The sequence below is a fragment of the Pseudomonas sp. NFXW11 genome (genome assembly GCF_049887815.1).
In the GTDB taxonomy this organism is placed as follows: Bacteria; Pseudomonadota; Gammaproteobacteria; order Pseudomonadales; family Pseudomonadaceae; genus Aquipseudomonas.
On sequence record NZ_JAGEKI010000002.1, the window covers coordinates 20,640 to 36,367 of the forward strand.

Genomic DNA, 15,728 nt, shown 5'->3' on the forward strand with positions numbered 1-15,728 from the left:
ACCAACATGCTATTTTCCCGCAACCCACTTGCTTCAACGTCCAAGCGCCACCTGCTGTTGATTGCCGCCGGGTTCAGCACCGTATTGACCGGTTGCGCGACCTCTCCGGTATCCAAGGTAGCTTCCACCACCAAGGTCGAGTACTACCCGAGTTGCTACGAACCGGTGCAGCACCTGCGCTCCACCGATTCGGACATGACCAAATCGGTGGTCACCGGGGCTGCCCTGGGTGCTGCGGGCGGTGCCTTGCTCGGCGCCCTGACCGGCAGCGGCGACAATCGCGGCCGCAACGCTGCCATTGGCGCCGCCGGTGGTGCCCTGGCGGGTGGTGCCGCCGGTTACTACACCGAGCGCCAGAAGCAGATCGCCGATGACAACCAGCGCATCGCTTCCTACGCTACCGATGTCAACAAGAGCGTGGCCGACATCGACCGCAGCACGGCCTATGCCCGGGCTTCGCAGACCTGCTACCAGCGCGCCTTCGACAGCCTGATCAGCGCCCGCAAGGCCAACAGCATCAATGATATGGAAGGGCGCAAGCGCCTGGCGGAAATCGTTGCCGGCCTGAAAGAGTCCAACGACCTGATCACCGCGGTGAACGGCCGTGCCAGCGAAGACCTGAACAAGTACAACCAGGCCTACGAGCAGGATCTGCAGCAGGTGGGCGTGCAGCGTACCGACGTGGTGAAAGTTGCCACCGCCGACACCACTCCCGTGACCACCATCGGCGGCGGCAAGAAAAAGCAGCCGCAGAAAGTGAAGCCGCCGAAGCTGCCTACCGTGCCTCAGGAAGCGGTGAACACCGAGAAGTCGATGCAGCAGGCCAAGACCAAGCAGGCCGAGAGCAATCAGGTGGCGAGCACTGGCCAGACCCAGGTCAACAGCATGTGCAAGAGCCCGGACCTGGGTGACTGGGCACCGGTGCCTTGCCCTAACGTCTGATTGGGCGATTGTCTGACAAGATGTCGCGATAAGCATTGAACGCCAGTCGATCTTCGAGTGAACACGCAGATCGACTGGCGCTCTCGCCGTGAGCGGTTAAACTGCGCCAGCCATCCAATAATTCCACTGAGGCGCGGTGCATGAAATTTCGTTTTCTTCTCTGGGCGCTTGGCCTGTTGATGGGCAAAGCCAGCCGCAACAATCCTGCTTTTCAGCAACAGTTGGGGGACAAGGAGCTGGTGTTCCAGCTACAGACTCTCGATGGCAAGGTTGCTCGACATTTCTTCGTCAAGGACCAGCGTGTCACCAGCCGTTCGGGCTTCTATCCCGAGCCGGCGTTCGCCATTGCCTTCAAGGATGCCGCCTACGGCTTCGCCACCCTGCAGGCGAAGAACAAGCAGTTGGCATTCATGACAGGTATTCAGGACAAGTCGATCCAGATCAAGGGCAATCCGGCTCTGGTGATCTGGTTCCAGGGCCTGACCAAGTACCTGAAACCGAAGAAGGCCAAGCCCAAGGCTTGACGCTGGCAGGCCAGCTCCCGGGGGAGCCGGCTGGTCGGGCAGGGATCAGGCCTGGCTGAACTGCGAGGCCAGTTCCCGTAGCAGCACTTCGGCTTCCAGTACCTTGTTCACCACGTCATCGGCTTTCTGCCGATCCAGGCCCAGGCGGTCGAGCAGGGCGTCGGGAATTTCCTCGTGGGGCCCGGAGCCGATGCCGCGGCTGCGCAGCAGGCGCACCGCCAGGCATACCAGGTTCGGGTACTCGGCGTAGGCACCGTCGTAATTCGGGTCGTGCTGGAAGCGCAGGGCGGTGCACAGCTCGTCCGGCATGTCCCAGTAGCGCATCAGCCAGGAACCGATCTGCTCGCGGCTGATGCCCAGCAGGTGCTGTTCCACAAAGCTGTGGCACAGGTGCGGGTTGACCTCCAGGTGCCGGCAGATCAGCGAGAAGTGCGGCGGGAAGACGTGGGCCAGCAGCAGGTAGCCGAAGTTGTGCAGCAGGCCGGCGAGGTAGGTCAGGCCGGCTTCCGGGCGCTGGGCCCGAGGCATGGCACGGGTCAGGCCTTCGATGACCGCGGCGGTGTAGATCGACTGTTGCCAGTAGGGCGTGGCGTGTTGTGGCTGGTCCTTGGGCAGGCTCAGGGTCTTGCCCAGGGCCAGGCCCAGGGCCAGGTTGATCACCAGGTCGAAACCCAGCACGCGCACGATGGCGTCTTCCACCGAACGAATCTTGCCCGGCGAGGCGTAGTAGGGCGAAGCGGCCCAGCTGACCACCTGGGCGGCCAGGGCAGGGTCGGTTTCCACCACACCGGTGATGTCGTCGATGGTGGCGTTGGGGTCGACCCGCAACTTGATGATTTTCTGCGCGGTTTCCGCCAGCGGCGGGATCTCGATGGTGGCTTCCAGGCGTTGCTGGATACGCCGCGCGGTGAAGGCTTGCATGGCCTGGGAGATTTCCTCGCGGTCATCATCCGGGCGATCGAGATTGGGATGGATGTGGCTCACCGGCTCGCCGAAGTTGCCGGCGCTGGCCTTGCTGAGCATGCTCTTGAAGGCTTCGTTGGTGATTTCCAGGAGCACCCCGGGCTCACCCGAATAGATCAGCAGGCTGGGTTCCTTGAGCAGGCTTTCTTCGTACAGGCAGGGTGAGCTGGTGAGTGCCGGCAGGCCGGGCAGCAGGCTCAGGCTGTGCTTGCCGAGCATGCGCTCCAGGCGTTCGCTGGACACCGCGGTGAGGCGGCGGCCGGTGAGTTCGGCGAGGCGGTTGAGGTCCAGTAGCTGGCTCTGCGGGAACAGCACCATCAGCGCGCCGACGGCGTCGTCCAGCAATACTGCCTGGACCTTGCGCGCAGCCGGCAGGCCTGGCTGGTCGAGCACTTCGTTGTAGCTGATGGCCAGCTTGCCGAGCAGCAACCGGATAACAGACGGAGCGTGCGGGGTCTCAGTGGCGAGGGCGACTTCGGTCATGGTCTGGTATCCGTTTTCTACAATTTGACGAGTATAACCAGCTTGGTTATGCCAATGGTCCACTAACTGAGGGTTGGTTCACACTTGACCGTATTGCTGGCCGTGGCGCAACCAGCGTTCCAGCAAAGGGCTGACGTGATCCGGCCAGCGTTCCAGCAAGGCCTGGGCGGCGTCGCGCACCGCCGGCAGCAGGTCGGCATCGCGCATCAGGTCGGCGACCTTGAATTGCAGCAGGCCGGTCTGGCGGGTGCCGAGCATTTCCCCGGGGCCACGCAGTTCCAGGTCCTTTTCGGCGATGACGAAGCCGTCGTTGGTTTCGCGCATGATGCCCAGGCGCTGACGACCGATCTGTGACAGCGGCGGGTGGTAGAGCAGCACGCAATGGCTGGCAGCACTGCCGCGCCCGACTCGGCCGCGCAGCTGGTGCAGTTGCGCCAGGCCCAGGCGCTCCGGGTTCTCGATAATCATCAGGCTGGCGTTGGGCACGTCGACCCCCACTTCGATCACCGTGGTGGCCACCAGCAACTGCAGCTGGCCGGCCTTGAACTCGGCCATCACTGCGGCTTTTTCCGGGGCTTTCATCCGCCCGTGGATCAGGCCCACCCGCAGTTCGCCCAGGGCGCTGGAGAGGTCTTCGAAGGTGGTCTCGGCAGCCTGGCAGGTGAGCTCCTCGGATTCTTCGATCAGGGTGCAGACCCAGTAGGCCTGGCGCCCTTCAGCACAGGCGGCGCGGACCCGCTCGATCACCTCGATGCGCCGGCTGTCGGTGACCAGCACGGTGTTCACCGGGGTGCGGCCGGGAGGCAGTTCGTCGAGGATCGAGGTGTCGAGGTCGGCGTAGGCACTCATGGCCAGGGTCCGCGGAATAGGCGTGGCGGTCATGATCAATTGATGCGGGCAGAGCCGGCCGCCGACGCCTTTCTGGCGCAGGGCCAGGCGTTGCTGGACGCCGAAACGGTGCTGCTCGTCGATGATCACCAGGGCCAGGTTCTTGAACTGCACTTCGTCCTGGAACAGGGCGTGGGTGCCCACCACCATGGGCGCGCCACCGGCGATCTGTTCCAGGGCCGCGCTGCGGGCCTTGCCCTTGAGCTTGCCGGCGAGCCAGGCGACGTCCAGGCCCAGGGGCTCGAGCCAGCGCTTGAAGGTGATGAAGTGCTGCTCGGCGAGGATCTCGGTGGGCGCCATCAGCGCCACCTGGTAGCCGGCTTCCAGGGCTTGCAGGGCGGCGAGGGCGGCGACCACGGTCTTGCCGGCGCCGACATCGCCCTGGATCAGGCGCAGCATGGGTTCGGGCTGGCTCAGGTCGTAGGCGATTTCATTGCCGACCCGCTGTTGCGCGCCGGTGGGGGCGAAGCCCAGGTTCTTCAGGTACTTGGCCGGCAGCTTCGTGGCCAGCGGCAGCACCGGGGCGCGCTGGGAGCGCAGGCTGTCGCGCAGCCGCTGCTGGGACAGCTGGTGGGTCAGGAGTTCCTCGAAGGCCAGGCGGTGCTGGGCCCAGTGGTGCCCCAGGGCCAGTTCATCGACATCGGCGTCCGCCGGTGGGTGATGCAGGTAGCGGATGGCGTCGTCCAGCGGCGCCAACTGGTAGTCCCGGGCCAGCTCCAGCGGCAGCCAGTCGGGCAGGCTGCGCGGGCCGAGCAGGGCCAGGCTCTGCTGGCAGAGCATGCGCAGGCGCTGCTGGGTCAGGCCTTCGGTGAGGGGGTAGATCGGCGTCAGGGTCTGGTCCACCGGCGGCGGTTCGTCGCCGCTGATGGCGCGGTATTCCGGGTGGTAGATCTCCAGCCCCGAGGCCCCGGGGCGGGCTTCGCCGTAGCAGCGTACCCGGGTGCCACGCTTGAGGCCGTCCTTCTGTGCGTTGCTGAAGTGGTAGAAGCGCAGGCTCAGGCCACCGGTGCCATCCTGCAGGCGCACCAGCAGGCTGCGGCGCTTGCCCATGACCACATCGGCGCCGCTGACGGTGCCTTCGACCACCGCATCCTGGCCGGGGCGCAGGGCGCCGATCGGCACTACGCGGGTGCGATCCTGATAGCGCAGGGGCAAGTGGAAAAGTACGTCCTGGAGATTCTCCAGGCCGACCTTGGCCAGCTTTTCGGCCATGGCTTCACCGACACCCTTGAGTGCCGTGACCGGCACTTTCGACAGCTCAGTCATCGCGATCGCTTAGTTCGCGACAGGTGGCTTGGCCACCGAGCACAGGCGGATCGAGTCGGCGAGGATCTCGATGGCCTTGGGCCGCGGGAAGCTCGCGCGCCAGGCGATGGCCACGGTGCGGAAAGGCGTGGGCGGGGTCAGCGGGCGGACTTCGATCACCCCGGGGGCGTAGTGATGGCTGTCCACCGCCGACAGCGGCAGGATCGATACGCCCAGGCCCGAGGCAACCATGTGGCGGATGGTTTCCAGGGAGCTGGATTCCACGGTGGTGTGCTTGGCGCCGTCGTTGCCCTTGGTCAGGGTCGGGCAGGCTTCCAGCACCTGGTCGCGGAAGCAGTGGCCTTCGCCCAGCAGCAACAGGCTCTTGTCGTTGAGCAAGCTGGCGTCAATGGTCTCCTTCTTGGTCCAGGGGTGGTCGCTGGGCATCAGCACGTAGAAGGGTTCGTCGTACAGCGGCAGGGTGAGGACGTCGGCCTCGTTGAACGGCAGGGCGATGATCACCGCGTCCAGTTCACCGTTGCGCAGTTTGTCCCGCAGCACGTGGGTGAAGTTCTCTTCGATATACAGCGGCATCTGCGGGGCGACCCGGTGCAGCTGTGGAATCAGGTGGGGGAACAGGTAAGGGCCGACGGTATAGATGGCACCGACCTTGAGGGGCGCGGTCAGCTGGTTCTTGCCGGCCTGGGCCAGTTCGCGGATGCCCTGGGCCTGCTCCAGGACCTTCTGCGCCTGGGCGACAATGGTTTCGCCCACTGGCGTGAGACGCACCGCGCTTTTGCTGCGCTCGAAAATCAGTACACCGAGTTCGTCTTCAAGCTTCTTCACGCCGACCGAGAGGGTGGGCTGGCTGACGTGGCAGCGCTCGGCCGCGTGGCCGAAATGCTGCTCTTGGGCGAGGGTAACGATGTAGCGTAATTCTGTAAGGGTCATAGCGGGCGTCCATGAGGTTGCGGCCAAGCATAACGGGCGCAATCGATAGACGCACGTTATCAGACAGAGGGTGCAAGGCGACACCTGCCAATGCTTGCCACAGGTTGCCAGAAACGCGAAGGGCACCTTTGCAGGTGCCCTTCGCGTTGGCTCAGCGCCGACCTCGACTGCGGTCGATTTCGTAGTTGAAGGGCGCGGTGATCTCCACGCTGCCGTTGTGCAGCATGTCGGCAGGCGGCTTGGGCAGCGGCTGGGCGCGGCGGATCATGTCCAGGGTAGCCCGGTCCAGATCGGCGTTGCCGGAGCGTCCTACCAGTTCGTAGGACAGCACCTTGCCTTCGGCATCGACCACGAAGCGCAAGGAGTTGGTGCCTTCCTTGCCGCGTCGCTGGGCCTCGCCCGGATAGCGCTTGTACTTGGCCAGGTGGGCTTGCAGCTCACCCTGCCAGTTGGCCTTGGCGGCCGCCTGGGCCGGTGACGGGCCTGCGGTAGCGGGTGCTGGCTGAGTGGACTGCGTCGGCGTTACCGGGGCGTCGCTGGGCTTTTCCTCGGAAGGCTTTTCCTTGGGCGGCTCGGGCTTGACCACGGGCTTGGGCGGCTGCGGCTTGGGTTTTTGCTTGGCCGGCTTGGGCACCGAAATAGTGGGCTTTGGCGCTTCCGCAAGTTTCGGCAGCGGTAGTTCCTCCACCGGGGCCGGAGGCTGCGGCGGGGTGACCACTTTCGGTGGTGCCGGCGGCGGCGGTAGCGGGGCCGGTGCCAATTCAACCACCATGGCTTGTGGCGGAATGGGCATCGGCTGCGGCTTGGACCAGTTCAGCGTCAGCATGATTGCCAGCGCATGCACCGCCAGCACCACCGCCAGGCTCCCGCTGTAACGCGTCAGTCTGTGGCGCGTCGTGATCATTTCTTGGCTGCCGTCTCAAGTCCGACCAGGCCGACTTTCAGGTAGCCGGCCGCGCGCAGGGCGTCCATCACACTCATCAGGTCGCCGTAGTCCACGCCTTTGTCGGCCTGGAAGAAGATGGTGGTGTCCTTTTTACCCTGGGTCTTGGCGTCCAGCGCCGGGCCCAGGGTTTCGGTCTTGATTTCTTCTTCGCCGAGGAACAGCCGCTGATCGGCCTTGACGCTGAGGAACACCGGTTTCTCCGGCCGCGGCGCCGGCTTGGCGCTGGTGGCGGGCAGGTCGACCTTGATGTCCACGGTGGCCAGGGGGGCGGCCACCATGAAGATGATCAAGAGCACCAGCATCACGTCGATAAATGGCGTGACGTTGATTTCGTGGTTTTCGGCCAGGTCGTCGCCTGCGCCTTCCTTCAAATGCAAGCCCATGGCTGATTACCCCACTTTCACCATGTGCGGTTGTGCGGAGCGCTCGACCGGCTGGTGGTCCAGGTCGCGGCTGACCAGCAACAGGACCTCTGCCGAGGCGTCGGTAACCTGGGCCTTGTAGCCGGTGATGGAGCGGGCGAAGACGTTGTAGATCACTACCGCGGGGATTGCAGCAACCAGGCCCAGTGCGGTGGCCAGCAGGGCTTCGGCAATACCGGGAGCAACCACGGCGAGGTTGGTGGTCTGGGTTTTGGCGATGCCGATGAAGCTGTTCATGATGCCCCATACGGTGCCGAACAAGCCGACGAAGGGTGCGGTGGAGCCGATGGTGGCCAGCACCCCGGTGCCGCTGCTCATGTTACGACCACAGGCGGCTACCAGGCGCTCGAGGCGGAAGCTGACGCGCTCCTTGATGCCTTCTTTCTCGCGGCTGTTGACCGACAGGCGCATTTCTTCCAGGGCGTCGTGCACCAGCAGGTGGGCGAGGGTGCCTTCCTTGCCGGCGGTGGCGCTGGCTTCCTTGAGGGTGGTGGCCTTTTTCAGTGCGGCGATTTCGCTGCGCAGGCGGCGCTTGGCGCCGATCAGCTCAAGACCCTTGGCGATCCAGATGGTCCAGGTGATGAGCGAGGCGATGGCCAGGCCGATCATCACCAGTTTCACGATAATGTCGGCGTTCTGGTACATGCCCCAGGGCGACAGGTCGTGGGCCATGCCCAGGCTGTTGTCGGCTTCGAGCACTTCGGGAGCGTCTTCGCCCAGTACCGGCTGGCCTTCGGCCGGAGCCGGCTCGCCAGCCACAGGGGCGGCTGCCGGTGCGGCGAGTTCAGTGGCGCTGTGCTCGGTGGTCGGAGCGGTGGCTGCAGGGGCGGTTGCGCTGGCGGCGTGCTGGTCGGCGAAGGCTGCGGTCGGAGCCAGCAGCAGGCTGCACAGCAACGCTGCAACCGCGCTGATGGCGCGCAGCGGGCTTGGGCGTTTGATTGACGAGGCGGAGAGAGAATTGCTTGTCATGCTGGCCGGACCTGAGAGGAGAAAAGGGTTGAATGTCCTTCTAGGCCTCGCAGGGCCGAGAACAAAATGGGTGGGCATTATTGCAAGTAATTCTTGTTAACAGAAGTAATAGAGTATCTTTTTTTCCTCGATTGCTAGCCGTTCGTCCAGCGCCAAGGCTAGTCTTGGCCTTTCTGATAGGAGTTTTCTGATGTCTTCCCCGACTGTTCTGATTGCCGGCTGTGGTGACGTTGGTAGTCGCCTGGCAACTCAACTGCTGGCCGAGCAATGGCGGGTCTACGGCCTGCGGCGCAGCGTGTCGCGCCTGCCCCAGGGGGTGATCGGCATTGCCGGCGACCTGTTCAGCCCTCAGTGCCCGGCGGATTGGCCCGAGGCGGCGCCGGACTACCTGGTGTACTGCGCGGCCGCCACCGAGCATCACGAGGCCGGCTATCGCGCCGCCTATGTCGAGGGTTTGCAGCATGTGCTGGGCTGGCTCAAGCAGCGTGGGCAGCAGCCCAAGCGCCTGCTATTCGTCTCCAGTAGCAGTGTCTACGAGCAGCAGGATGGTGAATGGGTCGACGAAACCTCTGCAGCCCAGCCCAGCGCCTATTCCGGGCGCTTGATGCTGGAGGCGGAGCAGGTAGCCCTGGACAGCGGAATGGCTGCCAGCCGCGTTCGCCTGACCGGCATCTACGGCCCGGGGCGTGAATGGCTGCTGACTCAGGTGCGGCGGGGCTATCGCGTGGCAGTGGAACCGCCGCTGTATGGCAATCGCATTCATGCGGATGATGCCGCGGGGCTGCTGGCCTTCCTGCTCAAGGCGGACCTTGGCGGCGCCATGCTCGACGATTGCTACATAGGGGTGGATGACGCACCGGCGCCGCTGGCGGAGGTGGTGGGTTGGCTGCGTGATTACCTGGGGGTGACCGAGTGGGCGGAGGATGCCAGCGTTCGCCGTACCGGCAGCAAGCGTTGCAGTAATGGGCGGGCCAAGGCATTGGGCTGGGAGCCGCGCTACCCGAGTTATCGCGAGGGCTACGCGGCAATCCTTCAAGGGCAGGGCTGAAGGAGCCGGCGCGGTAGCCGCTACCGAACGTAGCGGCTACCGCAGGCTTACTGCTTTTGCAGCAACCACTGCTGGTTGCCCGGAGCCAGTGAGGGCACTTCGTCGGACTGTGCGGTGTTCAGCGCCTGGAAGATCTCCAGTTGCTGGTCCTTGCGCACGAAGATCCAGGAGTTGCCCTGGCCATTGAGTTGCAGCCAGATGCTGTCGTTGCCGCCACTCATGGAGGCGCAATCGCCCGCCAAGCACAGAGCGTAGCGATCGGCTCCGGGCAGGCCCTGGACCGCGCCGTCGGCCTGGAATTCCACGTCGTTGCCCAGGCCTGGGCCGTTGACGATCTTCCATTTGCCGCCCAGGTAAGCCGAGTACAGTGCCCGTTCGAAGTTGGCGCCCAGCGGCGCACCTTCCGGGGCCGGGTCCTTGGGACGGTCGAATACTTGTTCGGGTTCGTTGTCGTTGGCCACTTGCAGCAATTGTTTGCCATTACGCTTGAGGTCGGTGGCGGCACTGCCATAGAACTCGACCTTGGTGGTGCCGGAGCCATCGCCCAGCAGCTTGCCTTCGACGGTTTCGAAACCATTGGTGTAGCGGGCCTGGCCGGCCTTGGTATTGAGTTCCCATTCCAGGTTCGGACCATAGGCCTGGAGGGCTTCACGCAAGGGGCCGCCCTTGGAGGCTGCGTCGATCGCTACCTGATTGATCCAGATGCCGCCGACATCATGTTTGGCGGGGTCGCTGGCACAACCGCCGAGCAATACGGCGAGCAGCGAAACAGCTAGCGCTTTGCGCATGACGAAATCCTTTCAGAACAAAAACGGCGCAACCCTGAGGCTGCGCCGTGGGTGTCACTCGATGACCAGGATGGCATCCATTTCAACCTGTGCGCCCTTGGGCAGGGCGGCCACGCCGATGGCGGCGCGGGCTGGGTAAGGCTGCTGGAAGTACTTGCCCATGATCTCGTTGACCTTGGCGAAGTGGCTCAGGTCGGTGAGGAAGATGTTCAGCTTGACGATGTCCTTGAACGAACCGCCTGCGGCTTCGGCAACCGACTTGAGGTTTTCGAACACCTGTACGGTCTGGGCTTCGAAGCCTTCCACCAGCTCCATGGTCTTGGGGTCGAGGGGGATCTGGCCCGACATGTAGACGGTGTTGCCGGCCTTGATCGCCTGGGAGTAGGTGCCGATGGCGGCGGGGGCCTTGTCGCTGGTGATAACGGTCTTGGTCATGAATGACTCCTTGTAATGGACGGGCTACGCACGCATGCGGGTGATGCGGATGACCCCGGTCAGGGCGCGCAGTTTCTTGATCACGCGGGCCAGGTGCACGCGGTCGTGCACGCTGACCACCAGTTGGACCACGCTGATGCGACCATCGCGTTCATCCATGCTGATTTTCTCGATGTTGCCGTCGGCGGCGTTGACGCTGCTGGCCAGCAGCGCGATCAGGCCGCGTTGGTGTTCCAGCTCGACCCGCAGCTCGACGTTGAATTCGCCGGTGACATCCTTGGCCCAGGACAGCTGGATGCATTTTTCCGGGTTGTGGCGGATTTCGCTGATATTGCGGCAGTTTTCCAGGTGCACCACCATCCCCTTGCCGGCGGACAGGTGGCCGACGATCGGGTCGCCGGGGATCGGTGTGCAGCATTTGGCGTAGCTCAGTACCAGGCCTTCGGTGCCGCGTATCGCCAGCGGGCCTTCCGGGCTTGGCAGCTGTTCGCCCTCGCCCAGCAGGCGCCGGGCCACGACGTAGGCCATGCGGTTGCCCAGGCCGATGTCTTCCAGCAGGTCTTCGATCAGTTCCAGGCGATATTCCTGGAGGATCGCCTGAATGCGCTCGGCCGGGATCTTCTCCAGGGCGCTGTCGAAACCATTGAGCACCTTGTTCAGCAGGCGTTCGCCGAGGCTGATGGATTCGGAGCGGCGTTGCAGCTTGAGGGCGTGGCGGATATGGGTGCGGGCCTTGCCGGTTACCACGAAATTGAGCCAGGCCGGGTTCGGTCGTGCCCCCGGGGCGCTGACGATTTCCACCGTGGAGCCGCTTTGCAGGGGTTCGGAGAGTGGTGCCAGGCGGCGGTTGATGCGGCAGGCGATGCAGCTGTTGCCCACATCGGTGTGCACCGCGTAGGCGAAATCCACGGCGGTGGAGCCTTTGGGCAGCTCCATGATCCGGCCTTTCGGGGTGAAGACGTAGACCTCGTCCGGGAATAGGTCGATCTTCACGCTCTCGATGAATTCCAGGGAGTTGCCGGCCCGTTGCTGCATTTCCAGCACGCCCTTGACCCACTGGCGGGCGCGGGCGTGGGTGCCCTTGGGCTGCTCGTCGCCACTGGATTTGTACAGCCAGTGGGCGGCGATGCCGTTGTTGGCCATCTCTTCCATTTCCCGGGTGCGGATCTGGATCTCGATCGGAACCCCGTGCATGCCGAACAGCGTGGTATGCAGCGACTGGTAGCCGTTGGCCTTGGGAATGGCGATGTAGTCTTTGAAGCGCCCTGGCAGTGGCTTGTACAGATTGTGTACAGCGCCGAGCACGCGGTAGCAGGTGTCTACCTTGTCGACGACGATGCGGAAGGCATAGACGTCCATGATTTCGTTGAAGGCCCGGCGCTTGCCGCGCATCTTCTTGTAGATGCCGTAGAGGTGCTTCTGGCGACCGCTGACCTCGCCCTGGATGCCGTCGATGGCCAGGCAGTGGCTGAGGGATTCCTCGATCTTGTTGACGATTTCCTTGCGGTTGCCCCGGGCGCGCTTGACCGCCTGGTAGATCCGCGCGGAACGCATCGGGTGCATTGCCTTGAAGCCCAGGTCTTCGAACTCGATGCGTACCGTGTGCATGCCCAGGCGGTTGGCGATGGGGGCATAGATTTCCAGGGTTTCCTTGGCGATGCGCCGGCGTTTCTCGCCGGACAGCACTTCCAGGGTGCGCATGTTGTGCAGGCGGTCGGCCAGCTTGACCAGGATCACGCGGATGTCGCGTGCCATGGCCATGGCCATTTTCTGGAAGTTTTCCGCTTGGGCTTCGGCCTTGGTCTCGAAGTTCATCTGGGTCAGTTTGCTGACCCCGTCCACCAGTTCGGCCACGGTTTCGCCGAATTGCGCGCTGAGCGCTTCCTTGGCGATGCCGGTGTCTTCGATCACGTCATGCAGCATCGCGGCCATCAGGCTCTGATGGTCCATGTGCATGTCGGCAAGAATGTTCGCTACCGCGAGTGGGTGCGTGACGTACGCCTCGCCGCTGCGACGGCGCTGACCGTCATGGGCTTGTTCGGCGTAGAAATACGCTCGGCGGACCAGATTGACCTGGTCCGTGCCGAGATAGGTCGATAAGCGATCGGCGAGGGCGTCTATGCTCGGCATGATGTCTCCTGCCGTAGGCTGTGATCCCGCGCCGTGCTACGTCGACCAGGCATAGGCTCAGACAGCCTCGTTGGACTCGTCCTCGAAAGCAGCGAACAGCGGTTCGTCTTCAACGATTTCGGCTTCGGCGATGGCTGCGTAGTCGATCAGGCCTTCAGCGATTTCGCGCAGGGCGACAACGGTAGGCTTGTCGTTTTCCCACGCCACTTTCGGCTCTTTGCCGCCGGTTGCCAGTTGACGGGCACGCTTGGTAGAGAGCATGACCAGCTCAAAGCGGTTATCCACGTGTTCTAGACAGTCTTCAACGGTTACGCGGGCCATGGTCTTCCTCGTAGCAAATGCAGTATGCGCGGTGCCCGGATGGGCGAGCGGACTCAACAGTTTAAAAAATCACCAGCGTTTAGGGAAGCGCTGATTTTTTGACCAAGCTCTTCAACGCGCTGCAAGTGCCAATGTAAAGCGCTTGCAGCGGTTTTGGGAAGTGCTGTTTTTCAGCCCAGCAGTTCGGCCAGCAATTTGCCGAAGCGCTGCTGCTGGCGTTTCTGCTGCAGCTGGCTGGAGCGGAAAATCGCCTTCAGGTCTTCCAGGGCGTGGGCGAAGTCGTCGTTGATGATCAGGTAGTCGTAGTCGACGTAGTGGCTCATTTCGCTGACGGCTTCACGCATGCGGCCGGCGATGATCTCGTCGCTGTCCTGGCCGCGGTTGGTCAGGCGCTGGTGCAGGGCCTGGGTGGACGGCGGCAGGATGAAGATCGAGCGAGCCTGGGGCATCAGCTTGCGCACCTGCTCGGCGCCTTGCCAGTCGATTTCCAGGATCAGGTCATGGCCTTCGTCCAGGGTTTGCTGCAGGTGGCTTTGCGAGGTGCCGTAGAGGTTGCCGAAGACTTCGGCGCGCTCGAGGAAATCGCCGTGCTCGATCATCTTCACGAACTCGCTGCGTTCGACGAAGTGATAGTTCACGCCATCGACTTCCCCCGGGCGCATGGCGCGGGTGGTGTGGGAGATCGATACGCGGATTTCCGGGTTGGCGTCGGTCAGGGCCTTGACCAGGCTGCTCTTGCCCGCGCCCGACGGGGCGGAAATGATGTACAGGGTGCCGGTGCTGTGGTTCATGTCTGTTGCCTTACTCAATGTTCTGCACTTGTTCGCGCATCTGCTCGATCAACACCTTGAGGTTGACCGCAGCCTGGGTGCTGCGTGGGTCGAAGGCCTTGGAGCCCAGTGTATTGGCTTCGCGATTGAGCTCCTGCATCAGGAAGTCCAGGCGCCGGCCGGCAGCGCCGCCGGACTTGAGCACGCGGCGAACTTCGATGATGTGGGTGCTCAGGCGGTCGAGCTCTTCGGCGACGTCGCTCTTCTGCGCCAGCAGGAGCATTTCCTGCTCGAGGCGGGTCGGGTCCAGCTCGGCCTGCATGTCGGCGAAGCGGTCGAGGATCTTCTGGCGCTGGGTCGCCAGCATCTGTGGCACCAGCTCGCGCAGGGTCGCTACGTCTTCCTCTATGGAGGACAGGCGTTCGTTGATCAGGCGCGCCAGCTCGGCGCCTTCACGTTCGCGACCATTCTTCAGCTCCTTCAGCCCCTGGTTGAACAGGGTCAGAGCGTCGCTGTTCAAGGCTTGCGGGTCGCTGGCGTCGGCCACCAGTACGCCAGGCCAGGCCAGGACTTCCAGGGGGTTGAGCGCCGCCGGCTGCTTGATCAGGCTGGCGACCGATTCTGCGGCGGCTACCAGTTGCGCCGCGCGCTCGCGGTCGACCTGCAGCGGCTTGCCGGCGGTTTCTTCGGTGAAGCGCAGGGTGCATTCGACCTTGCCCCGCGACAGGCCCTGGCGCAAGGCTTCGCGCACGGCGCCTTCGAGGTCGCGGAAAGCCTCCGGCAGGCGCAGGTGCGGCTCCAGGTAGCGGCTGTTGACCGAGCGTAACTCCCAGCTCAGGGTGCCCTGAGTGCCGGCCCGTTCGACCCGGGCGAAGGCGGTCATGCTGTGCACCATGGAGGTCCTCCGATTCTGCCGGCGCCTACCCGGTTTGGGGCGAGCGGGGCTGATAGTGATGAATTGAAGCCGACAGGCGGCGAAGGCGCAGGATTGTAGCGCAGTGCGGCAGGCGCCCCCAAACCCTGGCGGTGACATTGTCCTGCAGGTCGTCGCAACGAGAGCGTTCTTGGTGGTAAATGCGCCTTTGGCCTTTTTTGGCGTGCCCTGGCGCGATTGCGGGCTCTATAATGCTCCGCAGTTTTCCGTCCAAGTACAGGTGTTCCCCTATGAAACGTCCAAGTGGTCGCGCTGCCGATCAGCTCCGCTCGATCCGCATCACCCGCAACTACACCAAACACGCCGAGGGATCTGTACTGGTCGAGTTCGGTGATACCAAGGTGATCTGCACCGTCAGCGTCGAGAACGGCGTGCCGCGTTTCCTCAAGGGCCAGGGCCAGGGTTGGTTGACCGCCGAATACGGCATGCTGCCGCGCTCCACCGGAGAGCGTAACCAGCGTGAGGCCAGCCGTGGCAAGCAAGGCGGCCGTACCCTGGAAATCCAGCGCCTGATTGGCCGCTCCCTGCGTGCTGCGCTGGACATGTCCAAGCTGGGCGATATCACCCTGTATGTCGATTGCGACGTGATCCAGGCCGATGGTGGCACTCGCACCGCTTCCATCACCGGTGCCATGGTGGCCCTGGTCGACGCCTTGAAAGTGATCAAGAAGCGTGGTGGCCTGAAGGGCGGCGATCCGCTCAAGCAGATGATTGCCGCGGTTTCCGTGGGCATGTATCAGGGCGAGCCGGTGCTGGACCTGGACTACCCGGAAGACTCGGCGGCCGAAACCGACCTCAACGTGGTGATGACCAGTACTGGCGGTTTCATCGAAGTGCAGGGCACCGCCGAAGGCGCACCATTCCAGCCGGCCGAGCTGAATGCCATGCTGGCCTTGGCCCAGCAGGGCATGAATGAAATCTTCCAACTGCAGCAGGCGGCACTCGCCGACTGATAGGTACTGGTCTTCA

At 63.7% G+C, this 15,728-nt stretch carries 16 protein-coding genes; 4 read left to right on the forward strand and 12 right to left on the reverse strand.

What is annotated here, in order from left to right:
- Positions 1–6: 6 nt before the first annotated feature.
- Both tagQ and J4P02_RS03280 read left to right on the forward strand, forming a co-directional pair.
- Positions 7–942, forward strand: a complete 936-nt coding sequence (gene tagQ / locus J4P02_RS03275; RefSeq protein ID WP_426187762.1) for a type VI secretion system-associated lipoprotein TagQ — start codon at positions 7–9, stop codon at positions 940–942.
- Positions 943–1,082: 140 nt separating this feature from the next.
- Positions 1,083–1,466, forward strand: a complete 384-nt coding sequence (locus J4P02_RS03280; protein ID WP_426187764.1) for a helicase — start codon at positions 1,083–1,085, stop codon at positions 1,464–1,466.
- A 45-nt stretch (positions 1,467–1,511) separates the two neighbouring features.
- Here J4P02_RS03280 and J4P02_RS03285 read toward each other — a convergent pair whose 3' ends face one another.
- The 6 genes from J4P02_RS03285 to exbB form a co-directional block, all read right to left on the reverse strand.
- Positions 1,512–2,912 carry an aminoacyl-tRNA deacylase and HDOD domain-containing protein gene (locus J4P02_RS03285; RefSeq protein WP_426187766.1) on the reverse strand — a complete coding sequence of 467 codons (1,401 nt, stop codon included), beginning with the start codon at positions 2,910–2,912 and terminating at the stop codon, positions 1,512–1,514.
- 78 nt (positions 2,913–2,990) lie between these two features.
- On the reverse strand, positions 2,991–5,066 hold the full coding sequence (gene recG / locus J4P02_RS03290) for an ATP-dependent DNA helicase RecG (protein ID WP_426187768.1): 2,076 nt from the start codon (positions 5,064–5,066) through the stop codon (positions 2,991–2,993).
- Between the two features lie 9 nt (positions 5,067–5,075).
- On the reverse strand, positions 5,076–5,996 hold the full coding sequence (locus J4P02_RS03295; protein WP_426187770.1) for a LysR substrate-binding domain-containing protein: 921 nt from the start codon (positions 5,994–5,996) through the stop codon (positions 5,076–5,078).
- A gap of 151 nt (positions 5,997–6,147) precedes the next feature.
- Positions 6,148–6,900, reverse strand: coding sequence for an energy transducer TonB (locus J4P02_RS03300; protein ID WP_426187772.1), 753 nt, complete (start codon positions 6,898–6,900; stop codon positions 6,148–6,150).
- Positions 6,897–7,325, reverse strand: coding sequence for a TonB system transport protein ExbD (exbD, locus tag J4P02_RS03305; protein WP_426187774.1), 429 nt, complete (start codon positions 7,323–7,325; stop codon positions 6,897–6,899). Before exbD ends, J4P02_RS03300 begins: the two co-directional genes overlap by 4 nt.
- 6 nt (positions 7,326–7,331) lie before the next feature.
- Positions 7,332–8,333, reverse strand: coding sequence for a tonB-system energizer ExbB (gene exbB / locus J4P02_RS03310; protein WP_426187776.1), 1,002 nt, complete (start codon positions 8,331–8,333; stop codon positions 7,332–7,334).
- Positions 8,334–8,523: 190 nt separating this feature from the next.
- Here exbB and J4P02_RS03315 point away from each other — a divergent pair, with 190 nt between their 5' ends.
- Positions 8,524–9,381, forward strand: coding sequence for an SDR family oxidoreductase (locus J4P02_RS03315; RefSeq protein WP_426187778.1), 858 nt, complete (start codon positions 8,524–8,526; stop codon positions 9,379–9,381).
- A 47-nt stretch (positions 9,382–9,428) separates the two neighbouring features.
- Here the strand turns inward: J4P02_RS03315 and J4P02_RS03320 are convergent, their stop codons facing one another.
- The 6 genes from J4P02_RS03320 to J4P02_RS03345 form a co-directional block, all read right to left on the reverse strand.
- On the reverse strand, positions 9,429–10,169 hold the full coding sequence (locus J4P02_RS03320; RefSeq protein ID WP_426187780.1) for a hypothetical protein: 741 nt from the start codon (positions 10,167–10,169) through the stop codon (positions 9,429–9,431).
- Between the two features lie 54 nt (positions 10,170–10,223).
- The gene (locus J4P02_RS03325; RefSeq protein WP_007921133.1) at positions 10,224–10,604 is read right to left on the reverse strand and encodes a RidA family protein; all 381 of its coding nucleotides are present in this window, start codon (positions 10,602–10,604) and stop codon (positions 10,224–10,226) included.
- Between the two features lie 24 nt (positions 10,605–10,628).
- Positions 10,629–12,734: a bifunctional GTP diphosphokinase/guanosine-3',5'-bis pyrophosphate 3'-pyrophosphohydrolase gene (gene spoT, locus J4P02_RS03330; protein WP_426187782.1), complete on the reverse strand. Its 2,106-nt coding sequence runs from the start codon at positions 12,732–12,734 to the stop codon at positions 10,629–10,631.
- Between the two features lie 57 nt (positions 12,735–12,791).
- On the reverse strand, positions 12,792–13,055 hold the full coding sequence (gene rpoZ / locus J4P02_RS03335) for a DNA-directed RNA polymerase subunit omega (RefSeq protein ID WP_007921129.1): 264 nt from the start codon (positions 13,053–13,055) through the stop codon (positions 12,792–12,794).
- A 170-nt stretch (positions 13,056–13,225) separates the two neighbouring features.
- Positions 13,226–13,846, reverse strand: a complete 621-nt coding sequence (gene gmk, locus J4P02_RS03340; RefSeq protein WP_426187785.1) for a guanylate kinase — start codon at positions 13,844–13,846, stop codon at positions 13,226–13,228.
- 10 nt (positions 13,847–13,856) lie between these two features.
- Positions 13,857–14,720 carry a YicC/YloC family endoribonuclease gene (locus J4P02_RS03345; protein ID WP_426187787.1) on the reverse strand — a complete coding sequence of 288 codons (864 nt, stop codon included), beginning with the start codon at positions 14,718–14,720 and terminating at the stop codon, positions 13,857–13,859.
- A 269-nt stretch (positions 14,721–14,989) separates the two neighbouring features.
- Between J4P02_RS03345 and rph the strand changes: the two genes are divergently transcribed.
- On the forward strand, positions 14,990–15,712 hold the full coding sequence (gene rph / locus J4P02_RS03350) for a ribonuclease PH (RefSeq protein WP_426187789.1): 723 nt from the start codon (positions 14,990–14,992) through the stop codon (positions 15,710–15,712).
- Positions 15,713–15,728: the final 16 nt, after the last annotated feature.